17 protein-coding genes and 1 riboswitch are annotated in these 15,915 nt (G+C 55.4%); of the genes, 9 read left to right on the top strand and 8 right to left on the bottom strand.

Annotated features, from left to right (window positions below; genetic code table 11):
• On the top strand, positions 1-822 hold the full coding sequence (locus BN2684_RS04475) for a hypothetical protein (RefSeq protein WP_058300961.1): 822 nt from the start codon (positions 1-3) through the stop codon (positions 820-822).
• A gap of 315 nt (positions 823-1,137) precedes the next feature.
• Positions 1,138-1,270, top strand: a riboswitch (cyclic di-AMP (ydaO/yuaA leader).
• Positions 1,271-1,273: 3 nt separating this feature from the next.
• Positions 1,274-1,741, top strand: coding sequence for a C40 family peptidase (locus BN2684_RS04470; protein WP_058300960.1), 468 nt, complete (start codon positions 1,274-1,276; stop codon positions 1,739-1,741).
• A 94-nt stretch (positions 1,742-1,835) separates the two neighbouring features.
• Here the strand turns inward: BN2684_RS04470 and BN2684_RS24690 are convergent, their stop codons facing one another.
• The 5 genes from BN2684_RS24690 to BN2684_RS04445 form a co-directional block, all read right to left on the bottom strand.
• A complete protein-coding gene (locus tag BN2684_RS24690; RefSeq protein WP_058300959.1) occupies positions 1,836-3,686 on the bottom strand; it encodes an ABC transporter ATP-binding protein in 1,851 nt (616 codons plus the stop codon).
• The gene (locus BN2684_RS04460; protein ID WP_058300958.1) at positions 3,683-5,512 is read right to left on the bottom strand and encodes an ABC transporter ATP-binding protein; all 1,830 of its coding nucleotides are present in this window, start codon (positions 5,510-5,512) and stop codon (positions 3,683-3,685) included. Before BN2684_RS04460 ends, BN2684_RS24690 begins: the two co-directional genes overlap by 4 nt.
• Before the next feature lie 61 nt (positions 5,513-5,573).
• The gene (locus BN2684_RS04455) at positions 5,574-6,674 is read right to left on the bottom strand and encodes an ArsR/SmtB family transcription factor (RefSeq protein WP_058300957.1); all 1,101 of its coding nucleotides are present in this window, start codon (positions 6,672-6,674) and stop codon (positions 5,574-5,576) included.
• A gap of 24 nt (positions 6,675-6,698) precedes the next feature.
• A complete protein-coding gene (locus BN2684_RS04450) occupies positions 6,699-7,382 on the bottom strand; it encodes a hypothetical protein (protein WP_187385748.1) in 684 nt (227 codons plus the stop codon).
• A 139-nt stretch (positions 7,383-7,521) separates the two neighbouring features.
• Positions 7,522-8,436 carry a helix-turn-helix domain-containing protein gene (locus BN2684_RS04445; RefSeq protein WP_058300956.1) on the bottom strand — a complete coding sequence of 305 codons (915 nt, stop codon included), beginning with the start codon at positions 8,434-8,436 and terminating at the stop codon, positions 7,522-7,524.
• Positions 8,437-8,820: 384 nt separating this feature from the next.
• Here BN2684_RS04445 and BN2684_RS04440 point away from each other — a divergent pair, with 384 nt between their 5' ends.
• Positions 8,821-10,266 carry a sensor histidine kinase gene (locus BN2684_RS04440; RefSeq protein ID WP_058300955.1) on the top strand — a complete coding sequence of 482 codons (1,446 nt, stop codon included), beginning with the start codon at positions 8,821-8,823 and terminating at the stop codon, positions 10,264-10,266.
• Positions 10,267-10,379: 113 nt separating this feature from the next.
• Here the strand turns inward: BN2684_RS04440 and BN2684_RS04435 are convergent, their stop codons facing one another.
• On the bottom strand, positions 10,380-10,688 hold the full coding sequence (locus BN2684_RS04435; protein WP_058300954.1) for a Dabb family protein: 309 nt from the start codon (positions 10,686-10,688) through the stop codon (positions 10,380-10,382).
• A 159-nt stretch (positions 10,689-10,847) separates the two neighbouring features.
• Here BN2684_RS04435 and BN2684_RS04430 point away from each other — a divergent pair, with 159 nt between their 5' ends.
• Genes BN2684_RS04430 through BN2684_RS04415 form a run of 4 tightly spaced genes read left to right on the top strand, consistent with a single transcriptional unit; the run spans position 10,848 to position 12,853 of the window.
• Positions 10,848-11,663 (top strand): Cof-type HAD-IIB family hydrolase, encoded by an 816-nt coding sequence (locus tag BN2684_RS04430; protein ID WP_058300953.1) that lies wholly within the window; start codon positions 10,848-10,850, stop codon positions 11,661-11,663.
• A gap of 3 nt (positions 11,664-11,666) precedes the next feature.
• The gene (locus tag BN2684_RS04425; RefSeq protein ID WP_058300952.1) at positions 11,667-12,212 is read left to right on the top strand and encodes a glutathione peroxidase; all 546 of its coding nucleotides are present in this window, start codon (positions 11,667-11,669) and stop codon (positions 12,210-12,212) included.
• Between the two features lie 3 nt (positions 12,213-12,215).
• Positions 12,216-12,551 (top strand): MGMT family protein, encoded by a 336-nt coding sequence (locus tag BN2684_RS04420; protein WP_058300951.1) that lies wholly within the window; start codon positions 12,216-12,218, stop codon positions 12,549-12,551.
• Complete coding sequence (locus BN2684_RS04415) at positions 12,551-12,853, top strand: hypothetical protein (RefSeq protein WP_058300950.1); 303 nt, start codon at positions 12,551-12,553, stop codon at positions 12,851-12,853. The genes BN2684_RS04420 and BN2684_RS04415 overlap by 1 nt, the downstream gene beginning before the upstream one ends.
• 104 nt (positions 12,854-12,957) lie before the next feature.
• Here the strand turns inward: BN2684_RS04415 and BN2684_RS04410 are convergent, their stop codons facing one another.
• Both BN2684_RS04410 and BN2684_RS04405 read right to left on the bottom strand, forming a co-directional pair.
• Positions 12,958-13,299, bottom strand: a complete 342-nt coding sequence (locus BN2684_RS04410) for a spore coat protein (RefSeq protein WP_058300949.1) — start codon at positions 13,297-13,299, stop codon at positions 12,958-12,960.
• 35 nt (positions 13,300-13,334) lie between these two features.
• Positions 13,335-13,574 (bottom strand): hypothetical protein, encoded by a 240-nt coding sequence (locus BN2684_RS04405; protein WP_392388993.1) that lies wholly within the window; start codon positions 13,572-13,574, stop codon positions 13,335-13,337.
• 136 nt (positions 13,575-13,710) lie between these two features.
• Between BN2684_RS04405 and BN2684_RS04400 the strand changes: the two genes are divergently transcribed.
• Together BN2684_RS04400 and BN2684_RS04395 are read left to right on the top strand one after the other, a co-directional pair.
• Entirely contained in the window at positions 13,711-14,946 is a 1,236-nt protein-coding gene (locus BN2684_RS04400; RefSeq protein ID WP_058300947.1) for an NAD(P)/FAD-dependent oxidoreductase, read from the top strand.
• A gap of 172 nt (positions 14,947-15,118) precedes the next feature.
• Positions 15,119-15,898 carry an exodeoxyribonuclease III gene (locus BN2684_RS04395; RefSeq protein ID WP_058300946.1) on the top strand — a complete coding sequence of 260 codons (780 nt, stop codon included), beginning with the start codon at positions 15,119-15,121 and terminating at the stop codon, positions 15,896-15,898.
• The last annotated feature ends 17 nt before the right edge of the window (positions 15,899-15,915 follow it).

The raw sequence follows: 15,915 nt of genomic DNA, 5'->3' as shown, positions 1-15,915 counted from the left end.
ATGTTCGGCATTTTGAAAAAGGGCTGGTCGAGCGCTTGGAGTCAGCCGTTCGTGCTGGCCGTCCTGTTCCTATACCGCTTCGCTTGGGCATTCGCTCTCTTCCGGATCGCAAAGTCTCATGTGGTGCCGCTCCTCGCGCGCTACCCGGATTCGGGCGGCCCCTCCGGCGGTGCCCAGTTATTCCTGATGGAAGCCCAGTTCCGCCTTGCCAAAACCGACCTCGCCGCCGAATATGTGGGAGGCCTCCTCCTGCTCCTCGGCATTCGCATGCTGATCACGCCGCTCCTGAACGCAGGAATCTTCTACTCCCTCACCCATACGCAATTGAACACCGGCTACCGCTTTTTCAAGGGCTTGAAGAGGCTGGGACCCGCTTTTACCCTCTATTATGCGGCCCGGATGGCCCTCACTCTGCTTCCGCTGTTATGGATTTATCCCCATGTTCGTAGCCTGAATGAGCTGTATAGCCTCGCGTCCAACCCAAATAAGCTGCTTCTCTACGCGCTTGTCTACGCTGCTTATGGCTACCTGATTCACCTCTTGTTCCTGCACCTGCAATTTGGCCATACCGAGCGGCAGCCGTTTCTGCGCACCTTGATCCGTTCTCTCTCCTCCGCTCTCCCCGTTCTCGGAACGGCTCTTCTCCTGATCACGCTGTCCGTTCTGCTATCCGCCGGCGTGCTCGCTGCCGCTCTCTGGGACGCCGGTCTCTGGACGTTCCTCCTTTATCAGGGCTATACCTTTGTCCGCACGTTTTTGTCCCTCTGGGGGATCACGAGCCAGCATCAAGTATTCCGCATGAAGAGTGAACCGACCTTTTGAGGCCTTGTCTATGTCAAAAGAGGACATGCCGATCGAAAAAAAGCGAAGCGCCGCAAATCCGCACGGCGCCTCGCTTTTTTTGATGCTTCCATCTCGTCTATTACCCTATTTGCCGTGCGTCCAATCATTTTCTTCAAAAAAAAATAATATAGTAGGGAGGAAACAGCCGATTTAAGGCGAATATTTTTTTCTATTGATTTAATCCGGAATTTCTTGGAACAGAAGACTTGTAAGCTTCGCTCAAAAGCTGTCTTCTCTTTCTCGACGAAATGCGCCTGTCCGGAAACGGGCGAGTGTCGTTTCATCTTGGGTTGGATCGGAAATAAGCCGAATTTCCGCAAGGAAAACGGGGGAACCGTCTTGGGTGAATTGATCTTGCTTTAGAAGGATCATAGGGAACCTTCAACCGAACCCTTAGCTAACCTCGTAGGCACTGGAAGGGGAATTTGTCTTGAAGAAGGCTGTTTTGGCATTACTTGGTCTCGTGTTGTCGCTCGGCATCTTGTCCGGAAACGCTTTCGCCGATGACTCCAGTAAGCTGGAGGCTAAAGTGAGCAAGCTGATCGGGATCGATTACAGCTACGGCGGCACCACCACCAAGGGCTTCGACTGTTCCGGCTTTACCAAGTACGTCTTCGACGCCTTTGACATCTCTCTCGATCGCAGTTCGAGAGACCAGGCGAAGCAAGGCAAAGCCGTGGACAAGGACGATTTGCGTGCAGGTGATCTGGTATTCTTCGACACCGGCGGCAACGGCATCTCGCATGTCGGCATTTACTTAGGCGATGGTGTATTCGTTCACGCCTCCACCAACAACGGCGTCATCAAGAACAAGCTGAGCGAATCGTACTACGCCAAAAGGTATGTCACCGCCCGCCGAATTCTGACGAATGAGCAGTATCAGGACATCGCCAGATAATGAATGCCTAACCAGCCAAGCTTCGGAAGCCCCCGGAAAAATGGGATCCATTCCTATTTTTCCGGGGGCTTCTCGCATTCTCGGCTTGAATCCCCTAGGAAACGGCTGCCGTTTTGCAGTCCACTCGCTCATGTCCTGCATCCGCAAATTGCAGCTCGTAAAGGCGCGTATACATTCCGCCTTGAGCCAGCAGCTCCTCATGCGTTCCGCTTTCGACAATCCGTCCCCCATCGAGCACGACGATTCGCGACGCCCCGCGGACGGTCGACAGCCGGTGCGCAATCACCAGCGTGGAACGGCCGCGCATAAGCGATTCGAGCGATTCCTGGACCCGCTCTTCGGATTCGTTGTCGAGGGCGGAGGTCGCTTCATCCAGAATGAGCAGCGGAGCTTTACGAAGGAAAGCTCGAGCGATGGCGAGCCGCTGCCGCTGGCCTCCCGACAGATTGGAGCCACTCTCGCTGAGGAGGGTGTCATACCCTTCCGGAAGCCGCTCAATAAACTCCTCCGCTCCGGCAAGCCTCGCCGCTTCCTTGATCTCCTCATCGGAGGCGCCTTCCGAGCCGAAGGCGATGTTATCCCGAACCGAACCCGAGAAGAGATAAGGGGATTGTGGCACATACGTGAGCCGGGAACGCGCTTCATCGCGGCGGGATGCGAGCGGCACTCCGGCAACCTCGACCTCTCCCTCGTCCGGTTCGTACAGCCCGCAGGCAAGCCGGGCGAGAGTGGTCTTGCCGGAGCCGCTCGGGCCTACGACCGCCACCGTCTCTCCCGCGGCCACAGCCAGATCAAGGCCGCTGAAGAGCGGCTCGCTGCTCTGACCGGGATGCTGAAGGCAGACGTTTCGGAAAGCTAGGGCAGGAGCATCCTCAGCGGCCGGCTCGGCAGGATGGCTTCCGCTAAACGCTCCCGGCTCCGAAGGAAGATCCATCAGCTGGAAGACTCGATCGGCTGCACCGAGCGATTCCTGGACGCTGCCCCATGTCCGCGACATGTTGACGAAGGGCCATTGCACCCTTCCCATGAGCAGGATGAAAGCGACCATTCCTCCGGCCGTGGCCTCTCCGCGAATCGCATAGTGCGCCATCATGCCTCCGCAGCCGATCATCACCAAGCCGTTGACGAAGGAGGAGGATTGCCAGAGCAGACCGTTCATGATGGCGCGCCGACGCAGCATGGCATTCAACCGATTCCTCTCCTCCACGTAGCGGGTGATGAGGGCTTCCTCCATGCCAAAGACCCGCACCACCTGCATCCCCTGAAGAATCTCTTGCAGGAGTCCGCGAATTTCCGCTTCCTTGCTCAAGATGTTCTCCGACAAGCCGCGCAGGCGGCGATCAAAGAATCGGCCGGTGAAAAACACGATGGGTCCTACTCCGAGTGCTACGACGGCCAGCCACAAGTTCAGCCGGACCAGATAAAGGAAGGCGACCAGACACAGGGTCAGGTTGTAGCCGAGGTCGAAGGTAACGCTGCTCACCAGGTTCATGGCCAATCCGGTATCCTTGCTGTTGCGGGAGACGAGGTCGCCCGAATGCATCTCTTGGGCGATCCGGTAGGGCAGTCTCCCCGTCTTGGCATACAAGTCCTCCGAGAGCTGCCGGGTCATCTGGGAAACAGACATATGCCTTGCGTAATGCTCCATCATGAAACAGAGGACGAGCACAACGCTGCCCACCGAACAAATCAGAATCAACCGCATGAGCATGTCCTGATTCGCCCCGTTGATCGTATCGATAAACAGCTCTTGAACCGCTGCAAAACCGACATCGACAACGAGGTTTGCTAGCAGCAGGACGATGGCCAGGCTGAGCAATAGCTTGCTCGAGCCTGCATACCGGATCAGCCTGCGGGCAACTTGGATAAACGACCCGGCCGCCTTCGGAGCCTTTTCCTCCGCCATCGTCGGTTTGGCTTGTGCCGCTTCAACCGCAGGATTCATTCCGCCATCCCCCCTTCCGTCTCTTCCGCATCCTTGCCATTCTCTCTGCCTCGTTCATACATCGAGCAGTAGCGCCCGTTCAGTCGAATCAACTCGTCATGAGTCCCCGACTCCAGTACGCTTCCTCCTTCAAGATAATAGATCCGGTCGGCATCGCGGATCGTGGAAAGGCGGTGCGCGATGACCACCGTCGTTCTCCCCCGCATCAAACGGGCGAGCGCCGCTTGGACGATTTCCTCACTGCCGCTGTCCAAAGCGGATGTCGGCTCATCCAGGAGGAGCAGCTTCGGATCGCGGATAAAGGCCCGAGCGATGGAGATCCTTTGGCGCTCTCCGCCGGATAAGGTGAGTCCACGCTCCCCAATGCGAGTCGAATATTGCTCCGGCGTCCGCATGATAAACTCATGGATTGCCGCGAGTCGGGCCGCTTCCTCCACCTCTTCGCGGCTGGCTCCCGGCCGGCCCCAAGCGATGTTGTCATACAAAGTGCCGGAGAAGAGATAAGGCTCCTGTGACACATAAGCGAGACCTTCACGCCAAGCCTTCGCTGGAATCGCGTTAAGCGGGTTATCGCCGTACCGGATGCTTCCATCTTCCGGCTCGTATGCCCTCAGCAGCAGCTTCATCAACGTGCTTTTGCCGCCGCCGCTCGGACCCGCGAAGGCCGTCGTCTTCCCGGCTTCGATCACGAGCGATACTCCATTTAGTACGAGCCGATCCTCCGCATACCGGTAGGAGACCTGTTCGAGTACGAGATCGCGGCTTTCCTCCCCGGTGGGAGGAAATGCCACCTCCCCCGAAGCTTTCCCCGCCACTGTCCCGGACGTAGAATCCTCCTCTTCGAGATCCAGCACCTCGAACATTCGGCTCGCTTGCCCAAGGGCTCCCTGCAGCTCGGTCCACAGGTTGGAAATCTTCGACAGCGGGTTGGCAAACTGCTCGAAGGAAACGAGGAATGCCGCCAAAGCTCCGACATCCAGCTTGCCGTGGATAACCAGGTACCCACCAAAGCCGAGGACATATAAGAGTCCGCCGATAATGACGACGAAGGGCAGCTGGTAGCCTACCGCTTCGATGCGCAGCACATGGGCCTGGAACACCATGTACGCATCGTATTTATTGCGGAAGCTCTCCTGCATTCGCGCGAACAACCCGAAGCTCTTGACGAGCTCCGCCCCCTGCACCGTGTCCTGAACGAAGGCTTGCTGGTCGGCAGCGGCTTTTTGCCGATCTGCATACAGGCCGCGAAGTTTCTTTGTGAAAGGCAGCATCACGAGGGGGGTGAGCACCGAAATCAACAGGGTTCCGACGGTTAGCGACCACTCCATGGTGATCAAATAGGTGAGAACAAAGACGATTTGTAGCAGGTTGCCAAGCAAATCGACGGCTTTAACATTAAGCCCCTTTTGCGCTTCCGCCGCCGAATCGTTGATCCGGCTGATCAGGTCGGCAGAATGATACCCTTCAAATTCCTTGGTCCGTATGCGCAGCACCTTGCGGAGAACCGCTGCCTGCAGCTTCGCGGTAGAGGTATATTCAAGGCGCGCAGCCAAATAAGTTTTAACATAATTTCCGCCGACATCGAGCAGGATGGAGCCCACCCCCAGGATTAACGCGCCTCCGAGCTCGGCCGTGCTGTGGTTCGTGGCCGCGTTCACGATGCGCCTGAGCGATTCCGCCAGAACGACGGCCGATGCGGATACGCAGGCTGTGAAGATACAGAGGATGAGATACGAGCCCAGATAGGGCCGACTGAGCCCGAGCATGCGGGTCAGCGTTCCGGCGGCAGGCGCTGGAGTTGGCGAAGCGGATTCCTTGACGGCCAATTTCGATTCCTCCTAAACAACTCAGATCAATGACTTACCCTAATATCGGCCTCCAATCGGTTCACTCCTCTAGCAGCACACGGCCGGCCATCTGCAACAACTCACTCATTCTCTCCTTACGCAGATGGTAATAGAGCCGGTGATCGGTCCTCTTCATCTCGATCAAATCGAGAAAGAACAGAAAGTTGGCGTGATAGGATACGGCTGCCGGCGTAATGCCGAGGACTTCCGCGATTTCCGTACCGTAATGAGGCCGTTTGAGCAGCAGAGAAATCATCTTAAGGCGCCGGTTGTCGGACATCGCCTTGAAGAATTGCTCGACCTTCTCCAACGTTGCCGCTGTCCCGAAGATCTCCTCGTTCCGCAAGCCGAACAGGTACAACCCTACCTCGCTGCCGAAAGCCATGTAGTAGTTTCCGACCTGCAAGCAAAAGCTGACATGAACGATGGTTTGGTTTTCCTGTATGTAAAAATCGGGACTGAGCTTCTCATACTCACGAATAAACTTGGCTGGATTCTCTTCAAAGAGCTCCTTGTAGCGGTTCAATCCGGGTTCCGACATCGCGCGGAAACGATCCTTCCAGGGCTCAAAAGCTCCCTGGTCAACTTGCATAAGCAGATGGAGAAGTCTCTGTTTCGCTTCCTTGGGGTGAGAGAGACACTCGAGAAGCGGCTCCCGAGCCGTCGCCACCGAATCAGCCGGCGGCTGCCGTTTCACCCGTTCCATCAGAAAGGGAAGATCCCCTGACCGCTCATCCCATTGCTCTCCATCCAGGAATTCATCCATGCGGTCATAATAAACGTCGTACACCATACCGGAGACCAAACTCTCCTCATTCTCCTGCTTGAGGGCTTCGATCAGCTCCGCCACCTGATCGATCTCCGGTCGGAAGGCCAGGAGGCGGTAGCAGCACATATTGAGCGACCCGTGAAAAAAGTCATGACCAAAGAAAACCTTCAGCTCTCGCAGCGAATGAGCCGAGAGGTGTTCGCGAGCGTAGTCGAAAAACTCCTTCAGAAGCGGGTCGATTTGGATCTTGTAATCCTCCGCAAGCTTCAGCATCGCTTCCTCGCAAGCCAGCATTCCCATGGAAATGATAAACTCCAAAGGCTCACGATACCGGAACGTCAGTTTTTCCTTCAGCATTTCGTTTAAGTCCATCGTATTTCGCACCAACTTTATTATTTATTGAAACAATACTTTTTTGTATATAACCTTTAACGATTGCTTAATGTTAAAGGTATGCAATTCTCCATAATTTGTCAACCCCCAATTTCCAGACCGAACTCGCGCTCTGCGGTGGGTTTCCTGCCGTCTTCTCGGTAAGTTGCTTTCGCAGGCACCGTTCAAATAACTCTGCAGCTCGCCCTCATAGAGAGGCACAAACGCTCTTCCCTCTGCTAGATCGGCCGGCGTCACCCGGCAGGCCGGTTTGTCAACCGCCTTGATTCCGCCGTCTTCCAGCAGCCAAGCCACGAATTCCGAGCAGAAAAACGCATCGTGGCGTTCCATCTCCAGCTTCAGCATGATGGCGAATACTCCGAGCAGGTTGTATTTGTAACGGTCTGCACTCTGCTCCATCCTTCGGACCCGTTCCTTCATCCTCTGATAAGCCTCTTCCTCCACTTGGCAGGAGTAGAGCGAGCAGGTCGCATCCCGAAACAGCTCATTATGCAGATTTTCCTTGATGAAACCGCCCACAAATGGATTGTGCGGCTGTTTCCGACCGAAGCTGTACACCTCCGACAGCTCGGAATCGAACGCAATGGAAGCATGATTGTATGCCGCCTTGGTATACAAGCGGATCATCCGAGTAAACCAAGTGCCCGTATCAGTGAGCAGAATATAGATGGTTCTGTGCTTCATCATTCACGACCTCCACCATTTCCCTTTCTCTACTATAGGGAAAGAGCGCGATCCCTTGAACCACCCACAGTCCGGTATCGTTCTTGGACCAAAGTCGGGGAAATGAAAAACGCTGCCCCTTAAGGCAGCGCCAGTGAGAAAGTTATTGCGCCCAGATCTCCACCGTCTTGACCCCGAGCTCGGCCGCGATCAGCTCGGCCGTAAGGCGGCGAGGAGTCCGGATTTTTCCGTTGCGCAGCTTGGATATCGTTGTCATGGAGAGTCCTGTCAGCCTGGACAGCTCAGTAGCCGATATCCCCTTCTCCGTCATGAGCAGCTTGAGCCGCAGAGAGGGATCCTCCCGCTGCTCGAAGGCAGCCAGCCGGTTCAAGACAAAGCCAAAGCGGCTCAGCTTGCCCGCGCCGGTGAAGAAGGGAGCTACGCAGCATCTCACGCGGTAGACCTTTGACCGCATCTTTTTCGAATGGATCACGATTTCCTTCGATTCACCCGACTTCCCTCTTTTTTTGAGGAGCGTCAACGTGTCATGAAGCAAAGTCCGATCCAGAACCGATAAATACTCCAACAGCGATGAGCCGGGCTTCAGCTTTTTATAGGAGGGGTCTTCTTCCTCATACACATCGACCGTCTCTACAAGCAAGCCGGGAAGGAGCGTGCCGGACGCGAGCACCAGATCGCAGCCGCGAAGCAGCTCGGACTGCAGCCATTTGACATGGCCGATGTCATTCACAAGGAGAAGAATCCTTCGTTTCTCCGCACCTTCCAGCAGGCTTGGGCGAATCTCCAGCTGAAGCACTCCTCCGCTCTTGTTCGGAAGGACCGCTTCCGTCACCATCGACTCCTTATTAAGCAGACGCTCTATCGTCTCCTCGGGACGCCCGAGAAAATCGGCAGGATGAAAGCCGTGCTTCTCCGACAGAAATTCGGTCCGCCTGCAGCCGAACAATTCCGCCAGATAGCGGTTGCCGCTAACGAGCTCCCATGTATTTCCCCTCGCTTCGCATACAGCGGCGGGTTCTTTCAGCAGAGCTATGAGTTGGTCATGATCAGACGGCACCGACATTCCCCTTTTTGGCGACAGAATAGACTCCGATTCGTGGATCAGTATATAGAGAGAACCCCATCCGCACAATGCACCTAACCGATGAAATCGGATAGATAATCGAACCCGGGTTCCTCCATGCTTTACGTATCGGGGCAGGAAGCACGCAAGTTTAATTGTTTAGCGTTTCCCGTTAAATCGAACCAAATTTCATAAAAACACAAAAAAAGATCATAATATAAATTTTGGTATGATTTCAGGAGAAAATACGAGCAATTTCAAGAATAATAGGGTTTTTTCGCATCCTATGGACGCCTACCGCTTTTTTGCTGAACATACGGCTTCTTTATACTTGATTAAAATACAGCTGTATTCGTGCAAGAGAAAGGATGTCCTCCGGTGGGCTATGTGAAGCCGTTTCTGATCAACATCAGCATGCTTCTGAGCGTTTCCTTTTTGGCCTTACTGGTATATAAACAGTTTTTGCGGCGTTTGCCCCACTTTGTGCTGAGAATCGCAGCCGTCCTCTTTGCAATCGCGCTCGGCTGGCTCTCGATGAAGTTCGCCTTCACGCTTCCTTCCGGCTCTATGTTCGATCTCCGGTTTGTTCCCTTGATCGTGCTCGCCTTCCTGCTGCCTGAAGCTCCGCTCCTCCTGCTGCTTGCTGGAATCGGAATTGGGATCGGACGCCTCTTCTACGGATTGGATACGCGCGCCTGGTCGGGATTCCTCAATCTATCGCTGCTCGGCGTGCTCTGTGCTTTTTTGAGCGTCTACTTAAAAAAGGTCCGCTGGCCCTCTCCCGTGAACATCTTGACCGTCATCACGCTCGTCAATGTGTTCAATGTCGTCAACATCGCTCTGTTCGGCGTCATTCCGGCAGGCACCTATCTTCGGACGGTTGTGCCCGTGCTATTTCCGCTTAGCTTCGCCCTCAGCGTCGTCTTCGCTTTCCTGATCCATTTGACCCGGCAGGACCTCTATCACGAGCAGGAGACCAACCGGACCAACGCAAAGCTGCTGCAGACCACAACCGAATTGCAGATCATCAAGGAGCAGTTGGAGGAGAAGGCTCAGCACCTGTTCGTTCTCTCCCAATACCGGGTAGAATTTCTCGCCAATCTGGCCATGGAGCTCCGCATTCCGCTAAATAACATCATCATGATCGCCGAGATCCAAAGAGGAACGTCGGAGGAACAACAATCCGCGGAAGAGCGCCAAGCCCTCTTCGACATCGTCTTCGACTCTGGCAAGCAGCTTCTTGAGCTGTGCAACGGCATTCAAGACCTTGCTCAGGTCGAATCAGGGCGTATCACCGTCGAATGCGAGGAAGTCAATCTAAGCGAGTTTCCCGAGATTCTCTTACATAAGAATCGCCGGCTGGCGGAGGCGCATGAGCTTAAACTGACTTTTGCCGTCATCCAGCCGATCCCGGCGATCTTCTACTCGGACGGGATGCGAGTGGAGCGCATCTTGAACAATATGCTGTCCTCCGCCATTCAAATTGCTTCCTCTGGCCTGGTGAGATTTGAAATGAGAAGGGTTCGTCCGGGTGAAATCCCCTACGACAAAAACCAGCATAATTACAAGGAATGGATTGCCCTCACCGTGAGCTTCACCCAATCCTCCGATCTGTGGGAGCCCGGCCTGCCTCCTGAGCATCAATCGATTCGCAAGGAAATCCGCCTGGGTCTCTCCATCAGCGGCGAAATGGCCCGCCTGTTATCCGGCTATATCACCATCGAAGAATCGGACGGAGCCGTTTGTTTTCTCTTCTACCTCCCTAACCTCAGCCGGGAGACGATCGCTGCCGATCCAGTGGGCAGTGACGCGGCAGTGGGCTAGCCGGCTTACGAGATGAGGCATCACGCAAGCAAGGAATAAAAAATGCGCTTCCTCCCCGGATATCCGGGAGGGAAAGCGCATTTTTTGAGCTCATGCAAGGGCAGCGGCCCTTCTTAGAAAACGTCCTGATAATCGATTTCGAGAAACTGGGTGACCTCGGTCTCCCAACGCTCCTTGACGAATCCGACATGGGCCGGATGGGCATTGTAAGCCTCGTAGGCGCCAGCGTCCGCAAATTCCATGGAAAAGCCAAACGCATAATCGTTCTTGGGGCTGACTTGGCGGAAGACGCGGAAGTTCTGCACGGTTGGGATTGCCGACAAAATGGTGTTCCCATCCTTCAGGAACTGCTGTTCTTCCACCGATCCTCCTTCATGCTTCAGGCTGAAGATAACCGAGTGAATAATCCGAGAGTTAGCCATGGGGAGTTCTCCTTTAAGGCTGCTGTTTGCCAGTTGCAGCCTGCGCAAGATGCTCCGGACACGCAGGCCCGGGACTCCCTATCAGTATAACGGTTTTGACCGGATTCGGAAAAGCTTGGTACAATGGAGCGAAGAGAAGAGAAATGGAGAGAAATCGCTATGTACAAACTCATCGCTATCGATATTGACGACACCTTGATCAACGACGAGAAGGAGGTTACGCCTGCCACGGAGCAGGCCCTTGAGCAAGCCGTAGCAAAAGGGGTCATCGTCACCCTGGCCACCGGACGAGCTTACGCCTCCGCCCAAAAGATCGCCCGGCAAACCGGACTCAACGTTCCCATCATCACCTACCAGGGCGCTTTGATCAAAAATCTGATGGACGAAAAGGTGCTCCTCGAGCGGTTCGTTCCCCGGGAAGCCGCACACAAGCTGCTTGACTACTGCCTGGAGCACAACCTTCATCTGCAAACCTATGTCGATGACAAGCTCTACACACGCGAGGATAACGACAAGATCCGCGGATACTGCGAGCTTAACGGGACTCCCTTTTATATCGAGCCGGATTTCCGCTCCATGATGGACAAGCCGACTCCAAAGCTGCTGATCATCGACGAGCCGTCCTACCTGGACGAACTCGGCCCCATCCTCCGCGAGCTGCTCGGACCCGAGGTGCATATCACGAAGTCGAAGCCGCACTTTCTGGAGATCATGCACCATGAAGGAACCAAAGGCCATGCCCTCGCCTTTCTGGCCGACCATTTCGGCTGCACGCTCTCGGAGACGATCGGCGTGGGCGACTCCTGGAACGATCGGGAATTGCTCGAGACCGCCGGTCTCGGCGTCGCGATGGCGAATGCAACTCCCGCGCTCAAGGAAATTGCCGATTACGTGACTGCGAGCAACAATGAAGACGGCGTCAAGGAAGTCATTGAGCGTTTTATCCTGCATCCATCCAAGGAATCGGAGGAATGAACCATGAGTGTTCATGAATTTACCGCAAAAACCATCCGCGGCGAGGAAATCAAGCTGGACAAGTATGCCGGCAAGGTTCTTCTGATCGTAAATACGGCAAGCAAATGCGGCTTTACCCCGCAATATTCCGACCTGCAAAAGCTGTACGAAACGTATAAAGACAAGGACTTTGTCATTCTCGGCTTTCCCTGCAACCAATTCGGCGAGCAGGAGCCTGGAACAAACGAGGATGTCCATACCTTCTGCCAGTTGAACTATGGCGTCACCTTCCCGCTCTTTGAGAAGATCGACGTGAACGGTCCGGAGCGCCATCCCTTGTTCGCTTACTTGACCGAAAGCAAGCCATTTGAAGGCTTTGACGTCTCCACCGCCTCCGGCAAAATGCTGAACGCCTTCTTCCAGGAAAAAATGCCGGACCGCCTTGAGGGCAACGGCATCAAATGGAATTTCACGAAGTTCCTGATCGACCGCGAAGGTCATGTCGTCAAGCGGTACGAATCGCCTGTCGATCCGCTCGATGTAGGGCCCGCCATCGAGAAGCTTCTGTAAGCCATGGAGCCTTTCACGGAAAGAGTTGTCGCTCTGATTCGAGCCATTCCGGCTGGACATGTCATGACATACGGACAGATTGCCGCGCTCGCCGGAAGTCCGCGCGGCGCACGGCAGGTTGTGCGCATTCTCCATTCCATGAGCGCCGCCTACAGCCTTCCTTGGCATCGCGTTGTCAACGCCCAAGGCCAGATCGCGCTCCCTGACCGCGACGCGGCTTATACCCAGCGGATGCTGTTGGAGCGGGACGGTATTCAAGTCCGCTCGGACGGGCGGATTGACCTGGAGCGGTTCCGTCTATCCGACGCATCGGCGATGATGGGAGGGACGGCGGGCTAATGGCTTTCGGAATCCGTCGGGAAGAGCTCCAAGCCTGGAAGGAAGCCGTGTCCCGCGGCGAGATCGCCTTCCTGACCCACTACTGGCTGGATCCACGGTTTCCCGGCTGCAAGACCGTGACGAAGGTCGGTTGTGCCGATCTCGCTCGCCTTGCCGCATGGTGCGAGAGCCACGGCCTTCCTCCTCGTTACATTCACAACCGTTCCCCTTTTCCCCACTTCGATCTGCTTGGCCCCCGACAAGGGGCCATCCTCCTCGCGGAAAGGCAAGGGGAGCAAGCGCGCCGCTTCGGTCTTGTGTAGCGGCGGCAGAAGCATAGAAAGGCCAGGCCTGAGAAGCGTACTCAGGCCTGGCCTTTTTGCTGGGAGGCAACCTAAGCCCCCTGATTCTTGTTCAGCTTATTGCTTTACATAAATGCAGGTGTCTGCCCCGCCGCCTGCGCTCCCTGCGTTTGAGCAAACTGGAACGCCTGCTGACCGGATTGCTGATACTGCTGAATTTGCTTCTGAAGCTCCGAGGCAAGCACAGGGGAAGAGGCGTTGTACATGTTATTTTGCTTCATCAGCTCATAGAGGTTGCCCTGAAGCGTCAAAGTGCTGTTCAACAGCTTGGTGAATTCCTGACGAACCGTCTGACAATTGCTTTCCGTGACGGCGGTGGCATACTCGCGTGTCGAGCGTTTCAGATCGCAAAGGATGGTATCGAGCCAATCTTTTTCCTCAAGAGTACCTTTGGATTGTTGGGCCATAGACCGAGGATTCTCCTTTCGTTCCTATTGGAATATTAATGCATCGTCGGTTGTTGAGGAGCGGATTGCTGATGCTGCTTAAGAAGGTTCATCAGCGTGTTCAAATGTTGTTCGTGGACGGCCAGCTCGCTTTCGCAAGCCTGCTTGATCGTCGGATTGATCGTAACGGCGCTGGCGGCCGCACATTGCTTCAACAGCAGTTCTTCGTTGGACATGGAATCGACGATGTATTCCATCTCTTTTCCTGTCAAGGGCTGCATGCCTTGCATGGGTATCCCTCCTTTCGTGTGATCGTCTCTTAAGATTCCCCGAAAAGCGGCCCTTATGTATGGTGCTCGACTGAATGACGCTTCGGTGCCATGTTCATACTACCCGTACCAAACGGTACCCGAGATGTGGAGGCTGACCGACTTGAACCTGCGAACCGAAAAATCCAATTGGTTGGATACGCTGCCGAATCCCCGCTCCTTTCCTCCGCTCGAGGAAGATCTTTCCTGCGATGTGCTCATCATCGGCGGCGGCATCTCCGGTCTTCTCGCCGCTCGCGAGCTGATGAATCGCGGGATAAAGCCGGTTCTCGTGGACAAACGCTCAGTGGCCGGCGGAAGTTCATCCGCCAATACGGGACTCATCCAATATTCCAGCGACAAGTCCCTTGTCTCCTGCATAAATACCTTCGGAGAAGAGGGAGGCGTCCGATTCTACAAGCTCTGTCAGGAGGGGATCGGACAGCTGAAAGCGATCTGCGACAAGCTTTCCCTGGATCCCGAATTTCGCCTGCGAGACAGCCTCTATTATGCCAGCTGCCCGGAGGACGTCTCTTCGCTCCAAGAGGAATACGAAGCCTTGAGCCGATTCGGCTTTCCGGTGCGCTATCTGGACGAAGCGGATGTGGCATCCCGCTATTCATTTCGCAAGTCGGCTGCCTTGCTGTGCCAAGGCGATGCTGAGGTGAACCCTTTTCGGATTACTCACGCTCTGGCCCAAAGCGCGGCGGAGAACGGAATGCGCATCTATGAGCTTACCGAGATTCGGCATCATAAGGCGGACGATACTTGCATTCGGCTCTATACCGATCGGGGAAAGTGCATAACGGCTCAGTATGCCTTGTTCGCAGCGGGCTATGAAACCCAGGAGATGAAGCGCAATGCGAATGCCCAAATCATCAGCTCCTATGCCATCGCGACTCAGCCTCTGGACGCCTTCCCTGGCTGGCCGGACCGGTGTCTCATCTGGGAAACCGCCCGTCCTTATCTGTATGTGAGGACTACGGTCGACAACCGCATTGTCGCAGGTGGAATGGATGAGGCGACCGCCGATCCCGAGGAGCGGGACCGCCAGCTGCCGCTCAAAAAGAAGCGGCTGATCGCGGAGGTACAGAAGCTGTTTCCTGAGCTGCCGCCGCTGCGCGCCGAATATGGCTGGGCCGCTGCCTTCGGAGAAACCCACGACGGCCTTCCGATGATCGGGGAGCAGCTGGGCTTTCCACGGTGCTATTTCACGATGGGGTATGGGGGCAACGGCAGCTTGTACAGCCTGATCGCCGCCCGGATCAACGCCGACCTGATCGAAGGCAAGCCGAATCCGGATGCGGCGCTGTTCCGCATCGACAGGCCTACCAAGACACCTGCGATGCAGAAGAATTGATGGCAGTCGTACGGTCTTTGTTTTGGCCGCAGACGCCGAACACCTAGAGGTGATCCTCGCGTTGGTGACACCGATCCGCAAGCGATAACGGAAATCAGATCCGGTATCCCCTTGTCCTCTGGTTGTGCTACACTGGGAGAAATCATCATTTCTCTTAAGAGGTGCTACCGTTATGAAACTCGTATCCTGGAACGTCAATGGCCTGCGTGCCTGTGTCAATAAAGGCTTTCACGATTATTTTCATTCCATCGATGCCGATATCTTCTGCTTGCAGGAGACGAAGCTGCAGGACGGCCAGCAGTGCCTCGTCCAGAACGGCGATTATCACGAATATTGGAACCACGCCGAGAAGAAGGGTTACTCCGGAACGGCGGTGTTCACCCGGCTGAAGCCGCTCAGCGTCCGCTACGGCATCGAAGAAAATTACGAGCCCGAAGGACGCGTGCTGACGCTGGAATTTCCCGACTTCTATCTCGTCAACGTCTATACGCCCAACGCCCGCCGCGACTTGTCCCGGCTCGAATTCCGCATGGAGTGGGAGGACCGCTTCCGCCACTACCTGCTGGAGCTCGATGCGAAGAAGCCGGTCGTCGTCTGCGGCGACCTGAACGTCGCGCACCGCGAGCTTGACCTGAAGAATCCGAAATCCAACCGCCAAAACGCCGGGTTCACCCCGGAGGAGCGCGGCAAGCTGACCGAGCTGCTCGAAGCCGGCTTCGTCGATACATTCCGTCATCTCTATCCCGATCTTGAGGGCGCCTATTCCTGGTGGTCTTACATGCCGAAGATGCGCGAACGGAACGTCGGGTGGCGGATCGACTATTTCCTCGTCTCTTCCCGCCTCGCTCCGAGCATTCTCAGCGCCTCCATCGATGCTCCGATCCTCGGAAGCGATCACTGCCCGGTGCTGCTGGAGCTGGCCCCTGCGCTTCAACCGACTGAAGCCGAATAAGAGTGTTGGTTGATGAA

The organism is Gorillibacterium timonense (assembly GCF_001457415.1).
GTDB classification, from domain to species: Bacteria; Bacillota; Bacilli; order Paenibacillales; family NBRC-103111; genus Gorillibacterium; species Gorillibacterium timonense.
This window is presented reverse-complemented; position numbering and strand designations above follow the sequence as displayed.

What these genes read in the sequence shown, in the direction of transcription:
- BN2684_RS04455 (WP_058300957.1), bottom strand. Translation starts at nt 6,674, where the DNA reads ATGGACTTAAACGAAATGCTGAAGGAAAAACTGACGTTCCGGTATCGT.
- BN2684_RS04415 (WP_058300950.1), top strand. Translation starts at nt 12,551, where the DNA reads ATGGCTTTCGGAATCCGTCGGGAAGAGCTCCAAGCCTGGAAGGAAGCC.
- BN2684_RS04395 (WP_058300946.1), top strand. Translation starts at nt 15,119, where the DNA reads ATGAAACTCGTATCCTGGAACGTCAATGGCCTGCGTGCCTGTGTCAAT.
- BN2684_RS04410 (WP_058300949.1), bottom strand. Translation starts at nt 13,299, where the DNA reads ATGGCCCAACAATCCAAAGGTACTCTTGAGGAAAAAGATTGGCTCGAT.
- BN2684_RS04450 (WP_187385748.1), bottom strand. Translation starts at nt 7,382, where the DNA reads ATGATGAAGCACAGAACCATCTATATTCTGCTCACTGATACGGGCACT.
- BN2684_RS04475 (WP_058300961.1), top strand. Translation starts at nt 1, where the DNA reads ATGTTCGGCATTTTGAAAAAGGGCTGGTCGAGCGCTTGGAGTCAGCCG.
- BN2684_RS04430 (WP_058300953.1), top strand. Translation starts at nt 10,848, where the DNA reads ATGTACAAACTCATCGCTATCGATATTGACGACACCTTGATCAACGAC.
- BN2684_RS24690 (WP_058300959.1), bottom strand. Translation starts at nt 3,686, where the DNA reads ATGAATCCTGCGGTTGAAGCGGCACAAGCCAAACCGACGATGGCGGAG.
- BN2684_RS04425 (WP_058300952.1), top strand. Translation starts at nt 11,667, where the DNA reads ATGAGTGTTCATGAATTTACCGCAAAAACCATCCGCGGCGAGGAAATC.
- BN2684_RS04435 (WP_058300954.1), bottom strand. Translation starts at nt 10,688, where the DNA reads ATGGCTAACTCTCGGATTATTCACTCGGTTATCTTCAGCCTGAAGCAT.
- BN2684_RS04420 (WP_058300951.1), top strand. Translation starts at nt 12,216, where the DNA reads ATGGAGCCTTTCACGGAAAGAGTTGTCGCTCTGATTCGAGCCATTCCG.